General features: G+C 47.5%; 20 protein-coding genes and 1 riboswitch. Of the genes, 15 read left to right on the top strand and 5 right to left on the bottom strand.

Annotation, left to right across the window (positions count from 1 at the left end):
* Positions 1–179: 179 nt before the first annotated feature.
* From FAY32_RS02785 to FAY32_RS02770, 4 genes are all read left to right on the top strand, one after another.
* Entirely contained in the window at positions 180–1,046 is an 867-nt protein-coding gene (locus FAY32_RS02785; RefSeq protein WP_143461952.1) for a DegV family protein, read from the top strand.
* Between the two features lie 51 nt (positions 1,047–1,097).
* A riboswitch (THF riboswitch) is annotated at positions 1,098–1,194 on the top strand.
* Between the two features lie 24 nt (positions 1,195–1,218).
* Positions 1,219–1,761: a folate family ECF transporter S component gene (locus FAY32_RS02780; RefSeq protein ID WP_143461951.1), complete on the top strand. Its 543-nt coding sequence runs from the start codon at positions 1,219–1,221 to the stop codon at positions 1,759–1,761.
* 283 nt (positions 1,762–2,044) lie between these two features.
* On the top strand, positions 2,045–2,479 hold the full coding sequence (locus tag FAY32_RS02775; RefSeq protein ID WP_143461950.1) for a GtrA family protein: 435 nt from the start codon (positions 2,045–2,047) through the stop codon (positions 2,477–2,479).
* A gap of 193 nt (positions 2,480–2,672) precedes the next feature.
* Positions 2,673–2,936 carry an AbrB/MazE/SpoVT family DNA-binding domain-containing protein gene (locus FAY32_RS02770; protein ID WP_143461949.1) on the top strand — a complete coding sequence of 88 codons (264 nt, stop codon included), beginning with the start codon at positions 2,673–2,675 and terminating at the stop codon, positions 2,934–2,936.
* Between the two features lie 82 nt (positions 2,937–3,018).
* On the opposite strand, the gene FAY32_RS02765 is transcribed toward FAY32_RS02770, so the two are convergent.
* Positions 3,019–3,534 (bottom strand): VanZ family protein, encoded by a 516-nt coding sequence (locus FAY32_RS02765; RefSeq protein WP_143461948.1) that lies wholly within the window; start codon positions 3,532–3,534, stop codon positions 3,019–3,021.
* 209 nt (positions 3,535–3,743) lie between these two features.
* Here FAY32_RS02765 and FAY32_RS02760 point away from each other — a divergent pair, with 209 nt between their 5' ends.
* The 6 genes from FAY32_RS02760 to FAY32_RS02735 all read left to right on the top strand — a co-directional run bounded on the left by FAY32_RS02760 (position 3,744) and on the right by FAY32_RS02735 (position 9,092).
* A complete protein-coding gene (locus FAY32_RS02760) occupies positions 3,744–4,358 on the top strand; it encodes a helix-turn-helix domain-containing protein (protein WP_158727528.1) in 615 nt (204 codons plus the stop codon).
* 126 nt (positions 4,359–4,484) lie between these two features.
* Positions 4,485–4,817, top strand: coding sequence for a MazG nucleotide pyrophosphohydrolase domain-containing protein (locus FAY32_RS02755; protein ID WP_143461946.1), 333 nt, complete (start codon positions 4,485–4,487; stop codon positions 4,815–4,817).
* Positions 4,818–5,001: 184 nt separating this feature from the next.
* Positions 5,002–5,364 (top strand): nuclear transport factor 2 family protein, encoded by a 363-nt coding sequence (locus tag FAY32_RS02750; RefSeq protein ID WP_143461945.1) that lies wholly within the window; start codon positions 5,002–5,004, stop codon positions 5,362–5,364.
* A 194-nt stretch (positions 5,365–5,558) separates the two neighbouring features.
* Positions 5,559–6,218: an endonuclease III domain-containing protein gene (locus FAY32_RS02745; protein ID WP_143461944.1), complete on the top strand. Its 660-nt coding sequence runs from the start codon at positions 5,559–5,561 to the stop codon at positions 6,216–6,218.
* Positions 6,219–6,609: 391 nt separating this feature from the next.
* The gene (locus FAY32_RS02740; protein WP_143461943.1) at positions 6,610–8,130 is read left to right on the top strand and encodes an endonuclease MutS2; all 1,521 of its coding nucleotides are present in this window, start codon (positions 6,610–6,612) and stop codon (positions 8,128–8,130) included.
* 107 nt (positions 8,131–8,237) lie between these two features.
* Positions 8,238–9,092, top strand: coding sequence for an alpha/beta hydrolase (locus FAY32_RS02735; RefSeq protein ID WP_143461942.1), 855 nt, complete (start codon positions 8,238–8,240; stop codon positions 9,090–9,092).
* Between the two features lie 128 nt (positions 9,093–9,220).
* Here FAY32_RS02735 and FAY32_RS02730 read toward each other — a convergent pair whose 3' ends face one another.
* Positions 9,221–10,489: a YhgE/Pip domain-containing protein gene (locus tag FAY32_RS02730; RefSeq protein ID WP_143461941.1), complete on the bottom strand. Its 1,269-nt coding sequence runs from the start codon at positions 10,487–10,489 to the stop codon at positions 9,221–9,223.
* Between the two features lie 160 nt (positions 10,490–10,649).
* On the opposite strand from FAY32_RS02730, the gene FAY32_RS02725 reads away from it, so the two are divergent.
* Entirely contained in the window at positions 10,650–11,210 is a 561-nt protein-coding gene (locus FAY32_RS02725) for a TetR family transcriptional regulator (RefSeq protein WP_143461940.1), read from the top strand.
* Positions 11,211–11,419: 209 nt separating this feature from the next.
* Here FAY32_RS02725 and FAY32_RS02720 read toward each other — a convergent pair whose 3' ends face one another.
* The 3 genes from FAY32_RS02720 to FAY32_RS02710 all read right to left on the bottom strand — a co-directional run bounded on the left by FAY32_RS02720 (position 11,420) and on the right by FAY32_RS02710 (position 13,667).
* Positions 11,420–12,346 carry an MDR/zinc-dependent alcohol dehydrogenase-like family protein gene (locus FAY32_RS02720; RefSeq protein WP_143461939.1) on the bottom strand — a complete coding sequence of 309 codons (927 nt, stop codon included), beginning with the start codon at positions 12,344–12,346 and terminating at the stop codon, positions 11,420–11,422.
* On the bottom strand, positions 12,346–12,774 hold the full coding sequence (locus FAY32_RS02715; RefSeq protein WP_143461938.1) for an SRPBCC family protein: 429 nt from the start codon (positions 12,772–12,774) through the stop codon (positions 12,346–12,348). Before FAY32_RS02715 ends, FAY32_RS02720 begins: the two co-directional genes overlap by 1 nt.
* Positions 12,775–12,848: 74 nt before the next feature.
* Positions 12,849–13,667, bottom strand: a complete 819-nt coding sequence (locus tag FAY32_RS02710) for a helix-turn-helix domain-containing protein (protein WP_143461937.1) — start codon at positions 13,665–13,667, stop codon at positions 12,849–12,851.
* Positions 13,668–13,776: 109 nt separating this feature from the next.
* On the opposite strand from FAY32_RS02710, the gene FAY32_RS02705 reads away from it, so the two are divergent.
* The 4 genes from FAY32_RS02705 to FAY32_RS02690 all read left to right on the top strand — a co-directional run bounded on the left by FAY32_RS02705 (position 13,777) and on the right by FAY32_RS02690 (position 17,025).
* Entirely contained in the window at positions 13,777–14,247 is a 471-nt protein-coding gene (locus FAY32_RS02705; RefSeq protein WP_143461936.1) for a GNAT family N-acetyltransferase, read from the top strand.
* A gap of 262 nt (positions 14,248–14,509) precedes the next feature.
* Positions 14,510–15,121 (top strand): TMEM175 family protein, encoded by a 612-nt coding sequence (locus FAY32_RS02700; RefSeq protein WP_143461935.1) that lies wholly within the window; start codon positions 14,510–14,512, stop codon positions 15,119–15,121.
* 117 nt (positions 15,122–15,238) lie between these two features.
* The gene (locus FAY32_RS02695; RefSeq protein ID WP_143461934.1) at positions 15,239–15,526 is read left to right on the top strand and encodes an ArsR/SmtB family transcription factor; all 288 of its coding nucleotides are present in this window, start codon (positions 15,239–15,241) and stop codon (positions 15,524–15,526) included.
* A gap of 140 nt (positions 15,527–15,666) precedes the next feature.
* Positions 15,667–17,025, top strand: a complete 1,359-nt coding sequence (locus tag FAY32_RS02690; protein WP_143461933.1) for an MFS transporter — start codon at positions 15,667–15,669, stop codon at positions 17,023–17,025.
* Positions 17,026–17,207 lie beyond the last annotated feature (182 nt).

Raw genomic sequence — 17,207 nt, 5'->3', positions numbered from 1 at the left:
TCCTTGTAGGGGGGCTTGAGCACCCTCGCAATGGCAAAAAGGTGTGTTTCACCACATTTAATGTTAAACTTAACTTTTAAAATGCCGTTATAAAAGGATTTGCCATAAGTATTGGTTTTCATGGGTCCTGAAAAATGGTATTCTAGGTAGACGAAATGAAAGAAAAAGTAGGTGTAAGAATGAAGATTGCTGTGGTCACCGATAGTACCAGCTATTTGTCCGCAGAAGAGGTCGAGCGGTATCACATTCACGTTGTGCCGATTCCGGTGATCATTGATGGTCGCTCCTATGATGAAGACGTTGATATTACCACGAGTGAATTTTACGACCGCCTCCGTAACTCCAAGTCATTCCCCAGTACGTCCCAACCACCATTGGGGGAAATGATCAATTTATATAATCAATTGGCAGATGAGGGATACGATGCTGTCATCAGTATTCACTTGGCCAGCACGATTTCAGGTTTTGTAAACCAATTGAAAAATATTGCACCCACGATTGAAAACATTCGGGTGATTCCGTATGACTCACAGATCACGGTAAAATTGATGGGTTACTTAGCGATTGAGGCCTCACGGATGGCCGCTAAGGGTGCGGAGCCCGAAGAGATTATTGCGCGCTTAGATGACTTGCGGTCGACGATTGGGGAATATTTTGTCGTTGACGACTTACAAAATTTGGTGCGTGGTGGGCGCTTGTCTAATGCTTCTGGGTTTATTGGAAGTGTTTTACGGATCAAGCCCCTGCTGACATTTGATGATGAGACGCACGAGATTGTGGCCTTCGAAAAGGTTCGGTCGCGCAAAAAGGCACTGGCTCGTGTAGAGGATCTCTTTGTTGAGGCTCAGGCACAGGTCGACTACCCATTGCGGGCGTTAGTCATTAATGCAAACGATCCCGAGGGCGGTCAGAACTGGGCGGCCAAGATTGCGACCCAGTATCCGGAAATTCCGGTAGAGCAGTCCTACTTCGGTCCGGTTATTGGGGCGCATTTGGGTGAAAAGGCCCTGGCCTTAGCCTGGATCAAGGATTTTGATCGCGCGTAAGTCGTGCATGTTTGAGTGGGTTATGGTATGCTATTGCTTGTATTAAAAATTTACGGAGTAGGAAATAGGGCGTCAAGTGCCGGTGGAACGCAATGTGAACACCGGACGAAGGGGATTTCCCCGCGATCTTATTTCCGCATTGGCCGCAGCGATGTGGCAACTCCCTTAGGAGATGTCTGAATTGAAGACAATGGCAAAAACCCAGCTGCCCAAGCTGGACACGTTGAGTGTGGTTACAATGGGACTGTTGATGGCGCTACAACTGGTAATTAGTCGGTTCTCGATTGGGAACACGTTTATCAAGTTTAGCTTTACGTTCTTGGTGGTTGCCTTATTGGCCAAATGGTTTGGCCCATGGTGGGGCATGATGACGGCGGCAGTGGTCGACGTGGTCGGCACCTTGATTTCCGGCGGACCTTACTTTGTGGGCTTTACCGTATCAGCAGTCCTCGGGTCGTTGATCTATGCGGTATTTCTGTACCAGAAGCCAGTGAGCTGGGGACGCATTATTATTGCGTCAGTGCTCATCTCGGTGTTGGTCAACGCATTATTAAATACCTTATGGGTGACGATCATGTACCAGACGCCGTTTTGGAGCTTATTCCCAATTCGGGCGGTCAAACAGTTGATTACCACGCCAATTCAAATCGTATTGGTTTATCTGGTGCTTAAGAGTCACGTGATCCAGATGATTCAGGAAAGACTAAATCGTTAAAATTAGAGACACCATGTCGACACTGTCGGGATGGTGTTTTTCAATGGCGTGCGTTGGGAAACTAGTGTAGACTAAAATAATTACTTTAACTTATGAAGTCAAACCTGACCACCACTAATGCCACACTGTCTAACCAGCAACACGAACTAACCAGTCACCAAGGTTGGCGCAGTGACCAGCGCAACACTTTAATTTTTTATATCAAATAGGCATCGTCCCTTGCACGGCGGGGCAAACTCAGTTATAACGGAGACTAAAGAACACGACCAGAGGAGAATTTCGAATGAACCGGTTAACACAGTTATACGCGAAATATAAAGATGTTCTAGCTTACCTGATCTTTGGTGGGTTGACGACGTTGGTCAATTTGGTCGTCTTTTACGTGACGGTCACGTTGTGGGGGTGGAACTACCAAGTTGGGAATGTCTGGGCTTGGTTCTTATCCGTTCTGTTTGCTTACGTGACCAATCGCGTCTGGGTCTTCCATTCACACTTTGTGTCGGTGAAGCGTTTATTGAGCGAGGCAGTTTCATTCTTTCTGGCCCGTGGCGTGACACTAGTGATGGATATGGCCATCATGTGGGTAGGGGTCTCCCTCCTGCAGCAAAACGAAATGTTAACGAAGCTGGTCGATCAGGTCGTTGTGGTAGTGGCAAACTATTTCTTTAGCAAATGGTTTGTCTTTCGTAAGACGAAAACATCTTCAGTGGACGATTGAAAGACCCGTTGTAATCGTCCTACGGCAGAAACCGGGCGATGCCATAAGTGTTTAACTGGTTGATTAACATTTAAAATATTGATTTTGTAATGGACCGTTGTTCGTTGACGGTCCTTTTTGTTTGGTCAAATGATGGGTCGCGTGTATCGTTAGCTTCGTAAAGAAAACTTTTAGAATTGGGGTGACACGATTCATGACGATAGTGAAAATTTCAGGTAAGGGTCAGGTCGTTATTCCCGCTGAGATTCGAAAGGAACTGAATCTGGTTGCCGGTGACCAGTTAAACGTGACGCTGGTTAACGGCCAAGTGATGATGGCCAGACTACCAGCTGCGGTCGCTTGGCAGGAGATCATTGCTAAAATCTCGGTGGAACAGGTCGGGGTAGACGAGGCGGGGAACTTTGATATGACCCGTGCGCCTCACTTTGAACATTGGTTGCACGGTGAAAATAAATAATAAGACGAAAGTAGCACTCGAGCACGCTGAACTATTCAGTGTGCTCGGGTGCTATATTCATAGGCGATATTGCTAGTGATTATCAGGCAATGGCCTGGGGCCTTTGCCGATGTTTGGCCGCGATCCGGTAGTAAACGGCGATAGCGATGCCGCCCACAACCACGCCCATCGTATTTGAGATAACGTCATTGATGTCGCTACTACGGTTAATTAACCAGTGATGGGATAAGATATACTGAATGGTTTCAAAACTAGAACCGGCAAAAACACCTAATAGGGTAACTCCCCACATGGAAATTTTAGGGAAAACCCATTTGATCAGCATCCCTAATGGAATGGTCATTAGAATGTTTTCTAAGAAGCCCAGGTTGAACATGTCAAGATGGGTCAGATTGACACGGCCAAGCCCGGCTGGCATGATGTAAACGGCCGTACCTGTGAAGGCCAGTGGTGTGAATAAGATGGCACCGAGGCCTGTAAAATAGCTCAGAACGAGCAGCGCAAACCAACGTGTTCGCGTCCGTCGAACGGTAGTGATGATGAGCAGGCCACACAGACTGGCCATGAGTAAGATAATGAGTAAAGGTTCCCAGCGCATCGAATCACCTCCGAATAATGCTCCAAATGTTTCTAACGGTTAACATGTTGCTATCCTACCGCATTTTGCTTAGGCGTGGTCATTTTTTGCTTGGATTTTACGCTTTCTTTGCTGGCTTAGGAAAAACGTAAGGTAGCTGTCAAAGAAAGGTCATACTTCTTCACGCGGGTACTCTCAGTTCCAAGCTGATCAAAATAGTGGTAGGACGCGTGGGAGAACGCTTAAAGCTTACGCGACAGCAGCAGAACTTCACGCAACAAGACGTCGCTAGTCGACTACATGTTGCGCGTCAGACGGTTTCGAGTTGGGAGACGGGTCACAGCTATCCAGACATTGACAGCTTGCTTGCGTTAAGTAACCTGTACCAGCTTTCTTTGGATCAGTTGATGCGAGAGGACGCGCAGGTTGTTCTGGGGATTAAACGGCAAACCGTTCGCGGGCGGCTAAAAAATGTTCGTTGGCCATTGGTGGCCAGTGCAGCACTTTTTTTAGCTGTATGGGGATTATATTCTTTTTCGTCATTACCGCTTGAGCAATGGTTACCCTTAGTTGTTTTTGCCCAAGGGTTTTTGAACCTCTACGTTTTGAACGGGATTAACAAGTTTCAGCAACAGTTAGCGTTGACGCCAAAGCTACTGTTACGGGAACGCTATCCTTGGCTAGTTAGGGTTGGCTGGTTACCGGCGCTCCTATTTTTAGGAATTGGTGGGTGGCTCCTCGCGAGGACGAATTGGCTAGGGCCAGTCTTGTTTACGATGGGCATCATGCTGCTAGCTGCTTGGGGCATTATTTGTACGGAAAAGAAGATTTCTCGGTTGAAATGAGGTAATAAGCACATTAGCAATCGATTCTGGGATCATAAGTTAATTTATAAGCAGGGTTAGTTGCGTCAGGGAATAAGTCTGGTAAAGTTGAAGATATACCCTAAAAGATAAGAGGAGGAACCGCAAGTGACGATTACAGCACATCAAGCCTGGTTGGTCGATTTTTACAAGCAACGTAATTGGTATCAATATTCTCCCTTTGTTCACCTGAATTTTCTGACCGAGGAGGCGGGCGAAGTTTCGCGCGCCATTCGCGCCATCGAGATTGGTCGGGATCATCCGGGTGAGAAGAAGGCAACTCCTGAAGAGCTACAGGCGAACTTAAAAGAAGAGCTGGCGGACGCCTTAGATCAGGTACTAGTCATTAGTAGTTTGTATGGTATTGATGCGGAAGACCTCCTACAGGCAAGTGAGCAGAAGCTGAAGCAGCGGTTTAAGGACGACATGCCGCGTCATTAGTGAAGCGAAGGGTTCATTTTAAGTCAGGAATCATGACTAATCGTGGCTATTGGTTAGCTCACTTAGCACAATACCCAGCTAGTATGCATCATTGACCGAACTATTTGTAACTTCTGCTAATTAGATTCTTTTACTTTTCAAGTAATCAGTCTACACTGATTGATTATGCGAGGAGGAAACTTCCATGGATAAAAAAGCAGAAATTATTCGGCGGTATTTTCAATTATCGGATTTAGCATCTCATGATGAGCACGCTCGAGATCAAATAATTGCGCTCTTTGCAAGTACTGCTGTGGTTCAAGGCGCTAATGGGGTCATGGCTGACACACCGGTAAAAATTGCGAGTTTCTTTACGCATTTTTTCGAAGACAATCAGGAGCTACACCACCTATGTCGGGTCAATGTGACCGATGGGGACTACCAAGCCGAGTGGGCCGTTGCTGGCCGGAAGAGTAGTGGCCAGCTGTTTGCCTTTCACGGGTTTGACACGTATCAATTTGATTCAGACAATCAGATAACTTATTTGCAGGTCGAAATCCGCGATTAGGCGTCTGGTAAGTCTTAATCAGGTAACCAGTAAAAATTGGTTCTGGAAATCAGTGGATGATTTTCTGGAACCAATTTTTACTGCCTGAAAGGAGATATTTTTGTAAGCCGTTGCTGGATTTAGTCCAATCGCTGGCACTTTTGCGGTAAACTTGAATCAACAATCAAAGACGTTAAGGAAATCGAGGAAACCGTATGCTAAAAGACAAACAAATCGTATGGGCTATTCATCAAATGGAAGCGGACATTGGACCAGTGGGCCCCTCATTAGATGCCAGAACACCCTTCCAGTTTCTGGTTTCGGTGATTTTAAGTGCGCAGGCAACGGACGTGTCGGTGAACAAGGTCACGCCAACCTTATTTGCCAAGTACCCGGAGCCCAAAGACCTGATGGCTGCCAACGTGACTGACGTTGAGGCAATCATTAAGAGCGTGGGGCTATTCCATAACAAAGCACGTAACATTATCAAGACGGCTAGAATCGTCCATGAAGAGCTTGATGATGTGGTTCCGACCGACCGAAAGGGCATCATGGCCTTGCCAGGTGCGGGGCGTAAGACGGCCAACGTAGTGTTAAGCGATGTCTTTGGCCAACCGACCTTTGCGGTAGACACTCACGTTTCAGCAATCTCTAAGCGACTTCATTTTGTCGATCAGTCGGCATCCCCGCTGCAGGTTGAAAATAAGATCGTAAGTGTCCTGCAGCCGGAGGAACTGCATCAGGCCCATCATACAATGATTGAATATGGCCGGAAGTACTCGATGAAGTTAGCCCCCGAAAAAGAGGTTTGTCAGTTAATTATCGACTGTGATCAATTGGATGAGGAAAACGAAGCACAACCGTCTACTGATTAAGTTGAATATGGGCATTATTGAAAGGGTTCTAAGGCAATAGTGGTGTGACTAAGACTGGTTAGTTTAGTTGCGCTAATTAATTGCCCGCAGAACCTTTTTTGCTTATTAAAAACGCACTATAAATATGGCGCCAAATCGTTGTTGAAAGGGGATTGCCACTCGCTCAGGTTTGGTTTGTGAAATCAAACCAGTAATCACGGCGGCTGAATTTGCTCAAAAGACTAGCGTATGTTACAGTTAAATCCATTGAAAAATAAGGAGTGACGTTAATGAGTGCGGTAGATTGTCGCGCGATGTCCGACACGAATTCGTGTAAGTATTAGCAAACAGCAGGACCGACAAGTCAAATAACTGAAGGTTTCTCCATGCTGTTCGCTGCAAGGAGAACAAATTGAACTTAAAAGAAATTACCCAATTGGATCAAATCTTAGCCACAGTCGCCACGTATACCCATAGTAAACGGGCCGCATCCGCCTTACAAACAATGCCTAACCAGACCGATTTAGGTGCTGTTCGTAAGCAGTTGACCTTAACGGCGGAAGCCCACCGGTTATTAGCGAATAATGTGACGTTTACCTACTTTGATTTAGATCAATTGACGGCTTTACAGACAAAATTAGACCAAGGCTTATTATTAAATGCGCCACAACTGGACTTGATCAATCACTTTTTGATTAATCTGCGGCGTTTGACGTCTACGCTACAAGTTCATCAGACGCTGGCACCTATGCTAACGGAATTGATGACGGCAACGACACAGCTGAGTGGGTTACAGCAACGGTTAGAGCACATCATCGTTCACGGTCAGGTGGCGGACGATGCCACGCCTGAGTTGGCCGAGATTCGCCAAAAAATCGGCAAACAACGGCAGCAGGTTCAAACGGCACTGACACAGTTTGTGCAAAAGCATCCCCATTCCGTCCAAAGTAACCGACTAATCACCCGCAATGACCGGGTGTGTGTCCAACTCAAAGCGGGGGAAAAGAATCGGTTTAAGGGCCAGATCATCGATCAGTCGGCAACTGGGTCCACAGTCTTCTTTGAACCGGCTACGGCCGCTAAGAAGGGAGCTGTGCTTTCGGGCCTGCTTGCTGATGAAAGTGGTGAAGTTTACCAACTACTGGTGACCTTGACGGGCGACGTGGTCGATAGTTGGGACGCCTTGACTAAGAACCAAGCATTACTTAGCCAGTTCGACCAAATTATGGCGCGTGGTCAGTACGGCTTGGAAACGGATAGTCGGTTGCCTAAGCTGAATACGACGCAGCATATCAAAATCGTGGCGGGTCGTCATCCGTTACTGAAAGACGCCGTGCCCCTCGATATTAAGTTGACCCCACAGCAAGGTCTGATGATCACGGGGGCTAACTCCGGTGGCAAGACCGTTGTTCTGAAAACTATTGCCTTATTTGCCTTAATGATTCAGGTGGGGTTAGAGTTACCCGCTGCAGTCGGCACTGAAATGGCCGTCTTCAGTCAATTCTGGGTCGATATTGGGGATAATCAGAGCATCACAGCTCAGTTGAGTACGTTTGCCGCCGAGATGACAACGTTAGTAGAGATGACGGCGAACATCAAGCACAATGCCCTCGTGCTCCTGGATGAAATTGGGAGTGGTACCGATCCTGAGGAGGGGTCGGCCCTCAGCATTGCCATCATCGAGTACTTGCGACAACAGCACGCCACCATCATTGCGACGACCCACTTTAGCGCAATCAAGGAATACGCGGTGGCTTGTCCGACCTTCATGACGGCGACGATGGCCTTTGATCCCCAGACACTAAAACCGACGTATCGTTTGTTGCTTCATCAGGTCGGTGCCAGTGAAGCTATCTGGTTAGCGGAACGGTTGGGGTTGGCTGAGCCGATTATTGCGGCTGCACGCCAACGGTTAACAACTGAAGTAGACTAAACGAAAAACATTAACCTGAAAATTATCGGGTTAATGTTTTTTTATTTAGGGCTTGCCTTCAACCTACTCTAAGTTTGTATAATGGATTGTAAATTAGGGGGGATTAGATGAAATTAAGGGTCTTGGGTGTCTTGGTGGGAATCGGCTTATTGATTGGCAGTTTGGCTGGCTGTGCCGCGCGACCTACAGCGTCTAAATACCAACAGTCAACGACGCCGACGTTGTTCTTTCACGGTGGTGGGAGTAGCTATCGTGCTGAGGAGCATATGGCGAATGCGGCCAAAAAAGCTGGTGTCACCCAAACAATCATTCGCGCAATGGTCGACCGTCAGGGGCAGGTTCGGTTGGCAGGTAAAATTAAGCCGGGGGCCGTTAACCCCATCGTCGAAGTGAACTACGCAAACAATCGCCAACTGGATTACCGGATGCATGGCGTCTGGGCAACCAACGTGGTCAAGGCTCTACAGCAACAGTATCACTTTAAGCGTATCAACATGGTGGGTCACTCATTGGGCAATATTTCCCTGATCTACTATTCCCTAGTGAACCAACACAATCACAAGTTGCCTAAGTTAAGCAAGCAGGTCGATATTGCGGGTCACTTTGCGGGCTTAAATTTTAAGGGTATGCCAGCCAGTGTTCAGCAACCGGCTAACTTAAAACTTGATGCAACGGGAAAACCAAATCATATGAATGCGACTTATCGGGAGATGACGAAGCTGCGGCAGGTGTTGCCGAAGAACCAAGTCCGCGTGCTCAATCTGTATGGCGATATCGGCGGCCACACTGATGGCACCGTTCCGAACGTGGCCAGTTTATCGTTGAAGTATTTGGTGGCGCCACGAGCCAAGTCGTATCAGGAAATCAAATTTACCGGAAAGTTAGCGCGTCACAGTAAGCTACATGAGAATCCGCAGGTGGATCGGCGCTTGATTCAGTTCCTATGGGGCAAGGCCGATTAAAGTAGCGGCAGTTGTTTAGGTGAGTCACTTATCGCCAGTTCTTCAAGTCAACCGGACCTGAAGGGTGACAGATTTGTGCTAAAAAGGGTGTGGTCAATCCGTTTTTGACGGGATTAACCACACCTTTTTTAGTCGAGTTGCAGCTTACGATTCGGCAGGGTTGAAGCGTACATGCAACTAATGGCGGCCACACCAATGCCAAGTAAGGTGGCAAACGAGGACCCCCACAGGCTGGCATCCTGGAGATACAGTTGCTTGGTAATCAGATCGTAGGCAAAGCGAATCGGTGTCCAGTCATAGACGGCGTGTTGGTAAAATGGACTGAGCATCTGCGGCACGAACGTGATGACGCCCATTGAGATGATCCAAATGACTAAGAGAATGGGCCAGCCTTTGAGACCTAGTGTATCGAGAATTGCTGTTTGCAGCATCAAGAAAACAAAGCTGATAAAGCCAATCAATAGTAAAAACGGAATTGGCTGAGCAATCGGAACGCCATAGCAAACTTTGGTAAAGACGTAGATGGTTAAGGCAATTGCACTGGCCAGGACGGTGCCACTCAAGATTTGGCTGGTGACGCTGGTTACCGATAGTCGGCCGTCCGTGCGCTGGGGTTCAAATTTTTTGTGGTCCCGCCAGTTTAGTAGACTTGCAATCAGACTACCAATCCAACAGAAAATTGTAATCAACATGGGAGCCATGCCACTGAGCTTTTTAGTAGAGAGCGGATTGCGCGTCACGAGGGTCGTGTGAATCGGTGTTTGGAGTTTGCCCCAGTCCGTCGCGGTTAATGCGAGGTTGGCAGTCGTTGCAACTCGTTGGTATTTAGTGGCAATCTGCTGGTTGAGACGGGTGACGAGTTGTGGCAGTGCGGTAGTCAGTAGGTTGGCAACGGTGGCATTATTCCCTTGGCTAACGTATAGCGAGATACGGGCGGTTTGGGGCTGCGTCTCACCAAGTGCGCGAACCTGCGCTTGCTTAGCCTGAAATGAGGCGGTTTGGGCAAGCGCCGGTGTCTTCGTGGCGAGGGCCGTCAGTTTGGCAGTGACAATCTTGTCCTTAAGATAAGTTTGTTGCGTGGTTAATGCCTGACCAAAGCCGGAATGAATGACCATCGCACCGTAGTAGCGGCCGCTGGCGAAGCCTTTTGCCAACTCTGATTGATGGTGAACGGTGATCCACTTGATCTTAGCGTTGGTTTGACGGTTTTCACGTAAGAGCTTCTGTGACAGAGTATGGGCACTAGTGCCGGTATCGTTGACAACTAAAGCAATCGGTAGGTGACGAACCTTGGCCGTACTGCGCGCACCGACCTGAGCGAAAGCAAAGGTGGCGATTAAGAAGATACTAGCTAGAATGGTGAGCCAAATATTTTTACGTTTAAATACTTGTAACATGATACAGTCCCCCTTCTTGATTCCAATGGGCATATTAGACTAAAATAGCTTGTTCTAAAATGGTCAATTTCTCTGTGAATTAGGGGATACAGGAACAATTACAGTGAATGTGGGGACATATCCCAACAAAAATAGCGTTATTAATGGGAGGGGGAATTATATGATGGACTTAAGAATTCAGAAGACACACCGATTAATAGAGAGCGCTTTTATTGATTTGGTCTTAGCAAATGGCTTTAAAAAGGTCACGGTGAAGGACATTGCGGCGCGAGCAATGGTCAATCGCAAGACTTTTTATCAACACTATCAGGATAAGTATGATGTGGCCGATCAGATTACCCAGACCATTCTAGCGTGGTTCGATGACCTACTCACCAAGCGTGCCAGTCTGATGTGTGAAGGGGTAGGCATGAATCAGTCCTTTCGTCAGTTACAACCAGAATTAACCCAACTCTTGGATGAATGGCATCGGCCAATCAAATCGTTGATGACAATTCCACAAATTCAAGGGCGCCTACTGACAGGAATCAAGGATTTGCTGATGCGGCATTTAGAGCCGGTGTTGCAACGTCCAGCAACGGATTTAGAAGTAAACGTCATTGGTGGTGTTATGTTAGGCATGTTGACCTACGATTTTACGGCTGGTCGACCGCCAACTGCCGTGGAACTCAGCCAATTGACGCATAGTCTGGCGTTGGTCTTTGAGGGACGGACAACTTAAAAAGGATCGAAATAGGTGATCGGCTGAAGCGGTCCCTATTTCGATCCTTTTACGTCCAAATTTTCTTAATGTGATCGCTTGAGCCACCAGAACAGACCACCGAGTAGGAGGCCAATCAGTATGGCGCGAAGGCCCCAGCCAATGAGCCATAATGTAAACAGCTGTGACATAAGGTGTTCCCAATTTACCGTTAAATTGATCAGCATGCGTTAGACCTCCTGATTGTAAGTGAGCAGAATTCGACCAGCTGCGTGATCGGCCAGCAAATGGTGCTGGGCCGTCTTAACCGCCGTGAATGGCAACTGTGCTTGAATCATCGCTTTAAGCGTGTGTTGTGCAAGCTGTGCCAATAGCCAGCGGTAATCACCAGGACTAATTGCACCGCTGGCAAATGCGAATGGTAACTTTGATGGTGAGGAGTAGCGCTGCAGGGCCAAGGATAGGATTGGGGCAGATACTAAGTTTGCGGTCAGTTGGTCCAACAGAGTCACGGAACCGGCGAGATCAATAATCTGAGTGACGGCATTAAATCCGGCAATTTGGTTGGTCAACGGTCGATCATAGGCCACTACCTGGTCTGCACCCAACTCTCGTAAGAAATCGTGGCGACTGGAGTGACCAACGGCGATTACGTGCTGACCGAAAAGGCGTAATAATTGAATCAAATAGGTGCCAACGCCACCACTAGCGCCAGTTACCAGGATGGTTGCTCCCGGTTGCAGGTGGCTTTTCTTCACTGCAAAATACGCGGCGTCCGCGCCACCAATGAGGGTGGTGGCTGCGGCCAAAGACACATTCTCGGGTACTGGAAACAGCAAGGGTGGCACTGTCGAAACCAGCTGTTCCTGATGACTTCCTTGCAGGTGGACGCCAATAACTGGTTGATTGCGGAGCCGCGCATTGCGTAAGCGACCGACTTGGCGAACAATGCCACCGAAGCCATATCCCACTACGATTGGGAGTCTGACGGGGCGTAATTGGTGGAGCTGACCAGTTTCCGTGAGGACGTCGTAAGGCATCACTGGAGTGTAACGTGTTTCAATCCCTACGCCTAAGGGAGAGAGGTGGGGTGTTGGTTGATTGACGAGCTTTAGGGCGTCGATGCCTTGGTAGGAGTCTTGAACAATGGCTTGCATCAGACGGTCACCGCCTTAGTCGATTCAGCTAGCATCGCTAAATTTTTTAGTTTTTGCGCAAAGGCTACTTTGGCGATAGGGCTGATTAGCTTTAATGGGACGGGGAAGGCAGCGTTGTCGGGTACGCTAAGCGATTCAACGACTTCAGTATGGCCGCCTTTTTCGGTCAGCGTGAAGATCAGTTGGTAGGGCAATTGGCCTTCCTGACTGTTGTAGCCAATCTGGTTACCCGTAATCATTACCGTTACCCGTTCATGGGTGTTTAGCGCGGGAGATTGTCGAACGAGGTAAAACCCAGTGGCAGTCGGTGTAATCTGACTAATTTCGTCATCCCATAAGGGTAGATTCTCTGGGTGCGCCAAGATTGCGTGAACGCGGTCTAACGATGTGTGAATCGCGATGTTGTTTTGAAATAATAGTTTTGTCATAAAAAAGGCCTCCTTAATTGGATGGCCTTACTTTAAGTGAATTGTGTTCTGATTAAAAATCAGTAAACTGATATTTAGAAATTATCGGGAACTTTTTCATGAAATAAGTCGGTCAAAAACTGTTGCTTTTGGCGAGCTGTGGCTGCTTCGACGTTCCGACCCGCGCGTTCAGCGATTTCTGCAAGTAGTCGATAACTATTGGCCAACATGTAGTGGGAGTTGTGATCCGTGATGTAAGTGATGCCGGCTAACAATCGGTGGGTAGCCCGCTGCGGCTCATGTAAAAAGTAGGCGGTTAATGCTGCCAGATAAAAGATAATATTGCAATTTTCTTCATAAGGCCCCTGGTCGACATTGGCGAGAGCTTGGTTAATTAAGGTGGTGGCACTTTGCGGGCGCTGTTGTTGCGCACGAACAGTTGCCAGTGATGCCAGTGACAGACGGGTCAGGGTAGAAGGTGTGCGTCCTTCAGTCATGGTGGTGGCAAACTGTAAATTCTGTTCAGCCGCAGTCAAATGTGTGTCGACATGTAATTGGGCGACCCCCAGGTAATAGTAGTAAGCCTGTGTTTGCTGTGCAGTGGTAACAGCCGCTAGCGTGTGGGGGTTCAGTAAAAAATCGCGTAGTTCTAAATAGCGATGCTGATTGCACAGTGCCTGCATTTGAGTATTCAGGGCATCATCCCCACTGATGGCAAAGTCGGTGGCCAGGCTGATCTCGTCGAGTGAGATGGCCAACCGGTGACAGAGTGCTAGCAACAATTTGGCGTTGGGCGTATAGTGGTCATTTTCAATTGCGGAAAGCATGGACTGCGCGCAGATGCCAGCGGCAATGTCCTTTTGTGAGCGACCTTGTTGTTTACGGACAGTTTTGAGCGTTTGACCGAGCGACATCGTGGATTCCTCCTGAGAAAGTATTTAGGTCTAATTTACCCGGTTTGACATTAAAACACCAGTAAAGGATGATTGTGTGACAGTACGGTTAGAAGGAAGGCGAGACGGCATGCACTTGAGACGATACCAGCCAACGGATTTGGGGGCTGTTCTACAGCTATATCGGGACACGATTCGCCGAGTAAATGGGCAAGACTATTCATCTGAACAACTTACGGCCTGGATTGGACCAGACACACCAGCAGTTCGGCAACAATGGCAGACCTCATTGTTGGCACATCAGACCTACGTTGCCGTGGTAGGTAAGGTAGTGGTGGGATTTGCTGACATGACCGCAACGGGATATTTAGACCGATTATTTGTTAGTGCCGATTGTCAAGGCTTGGGGATTGCCAGCCGGCTAGTTGATGCTTTGGAACAAGCAGTGGTAGTGCCAACCTATACGACGGCTGCATCATTGACGGCGCAACCATTTTTTAAAAAGCAAGGTTATCAGGTCATGAAGCAACAAGTCGTGGTTCGCAATGGCATTGAACTGACAAACTTTCTAATGGCAAAAACGCCGGCTGACAACGGATAAAAAAGATGATTTAGGTTGATGAACAGACTGGCTAGAAACATATCGTTGGCGCATAGATCGTCATACAAGCGACGTCAGTCAACTGTGAATCATGTAAAAGTTGTACGGTCAACACTGCCAATGAAAAGAAAATGTTGCAGTTCCGTGGGGAGTTGACGACTAAACTGGATAGTTGATACCCCGTATCTTACGTACAGCGAGTTCGCTGATCGCTTTAACGGGTTCTTCCTGTATAGTGACTTTTCGAGGGGAAGTGGCAGCGATGTTTGAAAATTCTCGAGAGCGCTTTATGGCGTTTAATGATGGTGTCTTTGCGGTGATTCTAACGGTGCTGGTCTTAGAAATTAAAGCGCCGTTGAGCACTCAGCTGTGGTCAAGCAGTTGGCGTCACTTTGCGGTTAACATTTTTATTTATATTGCGAGTTTTTTGTTAGTATCGACCTATTGGTATTTTCATCAAAAATTATTTAGCCGAGTTAAGCAAATTAGCGGCACATTGATTATTTTAAATTGTTACTTTCTGTTTTTTCTGTCACTCATGCCGTTATTAACGCAATTATTGGCGATGAATCCGTTAGCGAGGTTGAACAACTTTATTTATGCACTGGCATATTTAATTTTTAATGGGTACCTGTGGTGGCTCTTTCACGTGGTTTATCGCGATCAGCAACAGGCTCATGACTGGTCCGCGACAGATATTCGTGAAGCCCAACGGTTATTGAAAGTTGTGCGGGGCACCGTGGTGGTTGGCGGAATTGCCTGTTTGGCGGCGTTGGTCTGGGGACCATTGGTACCAGTAATTGTGATTTTCAGTCCGTTAGTTCGAGACGTTGCCAAAGCAATTAAAAAATTTTGGCAGCAGTATCAGGCGTAGTTCTAAGCTGCCCCACCTGATACTGGGAAGTCTAGAAAAGTGCTTCTTAGCTGGCTTTTTGGTAAACTTAACAGATACCTAGCTGACTAGAAAATACAAGTAAATAGGACAAATACAATGACAGAGCAAACACACACAGGTGAAAATAGTATTGACGTCTTCAAAGCATTGGCTGATCCGATTCGACTAGCGATTATTCGCTATTTGGATAAATTAGACCATGAGGTTTCATGTGGAACCGTTGATCAAGCTTTACGGATTGGTAAGACATCCGGTTCGTATCATTTTAAGATTCTTCAGGAAGCGGGATTGATTACCGTGCATAAGGTTTCCCGTGAAAAATTTGTTGCACTAGACCGGTCAACTTTTGACCACTACTTGATTCATTTCTGGCAAAACTTATAGATGAATAGACCAATGAAGAGGAGACCACGAGGTGCTGCTCTTTTTTTGGTTATGGTCTTGCCAGTAGCTACCAGCCGTGTTATTTTCAAAGCATAGTTCAAAAACATTTGAACTATGCTTTGAAAATAGGAGATGGTGAAATGATAGGGGAAAAGGTTGAAATCAAATGGTTACTCACGCTGACATCGCTAGGATTTTTCATGGCCATGATGGACACTATGATCGTGACGACAGCGTCGACAGCAATTCGTACAGAATTTCAGATTTCAGTGCGGTCGTTGCAATGGGCCTTGAATGCTTACAACATAACTATTGCCGCTGTTTTACTGGTTGGTGTTGCCGTGGGTGAACGGTGGGGCCACCGAAAAGTTTACAATTGGGGCATCTTGATTTTTACGATTGGGTCCGTTCTATGTGCATTGGCACCCAGTATGAGCGGGTTGATTCTGGCCAGAGTGGTTGAGGGAGTGGGGGCCTCGGTGATGACACCCATGTCCATGGCTATTCTGACAAATGCGCTACCGGCTGAACAACGCGGGCGCGCTTTAGGAATCTGGAGTGGCATTGGGGGGCTTGCCTTAATCGTTGGTCCCTCACTTGGTGGTTTCATTGTGGCACGACTGACCTGGCAGTGGATTTTTTGGATTAACGTTCCTATCGGTATTTTGGCTATCTGGTGGTCCCTGCGGCACCTTCCGGAAAGCTATGGTCAGTCTGAACCAATTAATATGATTGATAATTTCTTAGTGGCGATTGCTTCGGCGGGGTGTGTGTGGGCTTTATCGGCAACGACCAGTGGTTTGACGGTGGCCCAATTGGGCTGGAGCATTGCAGTGGGTGTTACCAGTATTGGCTGTGGGGCGATTTTTGTTTACCGTCAATCACATGAAGGGACGCCGATGATCCCCTTACGGCTCTTTAGGAGTAAAGCTTTTGCTGGAGGGAATCTCGCAACAGCTTGTCTCTATGGTTCTATGTACGGTGTTGTGTTTTTCCTACCGCAGTATTTGCAGGCGAGTCAACGAGGGTCAGCTTTAATGGCTGGACTGGCACTTTTGCCCTGGACGGGGACGCTGGTACTCGTCGCACCGTTTGCGGGACAAGCGGTCGATAAATTTGGTGAGCGCGGGGTCGCTACGTTAGGGTTACTTTGTCAGGGTGTGGGCTACTGGTTGCTTGCACTATTAGCAGGTAACAACTATATCGATTTACTTGGACCGCTAATGCTGGCTGGCGTTGGATTGTCGTTAGCCGGACCAGCATTACAAAAGGCGGTCATTGGGGCAGCGCCGCAAAACCAGATTGGTAAAGCGGCTGGCATTTATAACACGTCGCGATTGTTAGGTGGTGCATTGGGAACAACGGTGGCGGTGATTATTTTTTATCAGTTTCATGGACCAACATTCGTCACGGGATTCCAAGCAACCATGGTGGGAACGGGCGGGATATCGCTATTGGGAATCGCTTGGTCATGGCATCTGGCGACTGGTGAGAAATAGCGGCTTCAGCTTGCAAGTCTAGTTGTGTGAATTAAGGTAATCGATAAAAGCTATTTTTGTTGCTAAGGGGCATTCTCATTAAGGGCGCAAATCCCAACACTGACAAGCGGTCACGATACATTAGATACAATATAAGGAGTCATCGTTTAACGGCGATGATTCCTTATTTGATTGCACCCATC

This window comes from Levilactobacillus enshiensis, assembly GCF_007115095.1.
Lineage (GTDB): Bacteria > Bacillota > Bacilli > Lactobacillales > Lactobacillaceae > Levilactobacillus > Levilactobacillus enshiensis.
Note: the sequence above shows the minus strand (reverse complement) of the source record. Positions and strands in the feature narration are given on the sequence as shown.

What these genes read in the sequence shown, in the direction of transcription:
- FAY32_RS02785 (WP_143461952.1), top strand. Translation starts at nt 180, where the DNA reads ATGAAGATTGCTGTGGTCACCGATAGTACCAGCTATTTGTCCGCAGAA.
- FAY32_RS02780 (WP_143461951.1), top strand. Translation starts at nt 1,219, where the DNA reads ATGTCTGAATTGAAGACAATGGCAAAAACCCAGCTGCCCAAGCTGGAC.
- FAY32_RS02775 (WP_143461950.1), top strand. Translation starts at nt 2,045, where the DNA reads ATGAACCGGTTAACACAGTTATACGCGAAATATAAAGATGTTCTAGCT.
- FAY32_RS02770 (WP_143461949.1), top strand. Translation starts at nt 2,673, where the DNA reads ATGACGATAGTGAAAATTTCAGGTAAGGGTCAGGTCGTTATTCCCGCT.
- FAY32_RS02765 (WP_143461948.1), bottom strand. Translation starts at nt 3,534, where the DNA reads ATGCGCTGGGAACCTTTACTCATTATCTTACTCATGGCCAGTCTGTGT.
- FAY32_RS02750 (WP_143461945.1), top strand. Translation starts at nt 5,002, where the DNA reads ATGGATAAAAAAGCAGAAATTATTCGGCGGTATTTTCAATTATCGGAT.
- FAY32_RS02745 (WP_143461944.1), top strand. Translation starts at nt 5,559, where the DNA reads ATGCTAAAAGACAAACAAATCGTATGGGCTATTCATCAAATGGAAGCG.
- FAY32_RS02735 (WP_143461942.1), top strand. Translation starts at nt 8,238, where the DNA reads ATGAAATTAAGGGTCTTGGGTGTCTTGGTGGGAATCGGCTTATTGATT.
- FAY32_RS02730 (WP_143461941.1), bottom strand. Translation starts at nt 10,489, where the DNA reads ATGTTACAAGTATTTAAACGTAAAAATATTTGGCTCACCATTCTAGCT.
- FAY32_RS02725 (WP_143461940.1), top strand. Translation starts at nt 10,650, where the DNA reads ATGATGGACTTAAGAATTCAGAAGACACACCGATTAATAGAGAGCGCT.
- FAY32_RS02720 (WP_143461939.1), bottom strand. Translation starts at nt 12,346, where the DNA reads ATGCAAGCCATTGTTCAAGACTCCTACCAAGGCATCGACGCCCTAAAG.
- FAY32_RS02715 (WP_143461938.1), bottom strand. Translation starts at nt 12,774, where the DNA reads ATGACAAAACTATTATTTCAAAACAACATCGCGATTCACACATCGTTA.
- FAY32_RS02710 (WP_143461937.1), bottom strand. Translation starts at nt 13,667, where the DNA reads ATGTCGCTCGGTCAAACGCTCAAAACTGTCCGTAAACAACAAGGTCGC.
- FAY32_RS02705 (WP_143461936.1), top strand. Translation starts at nt 13,777, where the DNA reads ATGCACTTGAGACGATACCAGCCAACGGATTTGGGGGCTGTTCTACAG.
- FAY32_RS02700 (WP_143461935.1), top strand. Translation starts at nt 14,510, where the DNA reads ATGTTTGAAAATTCTCGAGAGCGCTTTATGGCGTTTAATGATGGTGTC.
- FAY32_RS02695 (WP_143461934.1), top strand. Translation starts at nt 15,239, where the DNA reads ATGACAGAGCAAACACACACAGGTGAAAATAGTATTGACGTCTTCAAA.
- FAY32_RS02690 (WP_143461933.1), top strand. Translation starts at nt 15,667, where the DNA reads ATGATAGGGGAAAAGGTTGAAATCAAATGGTTACTCACGCTGACATCG.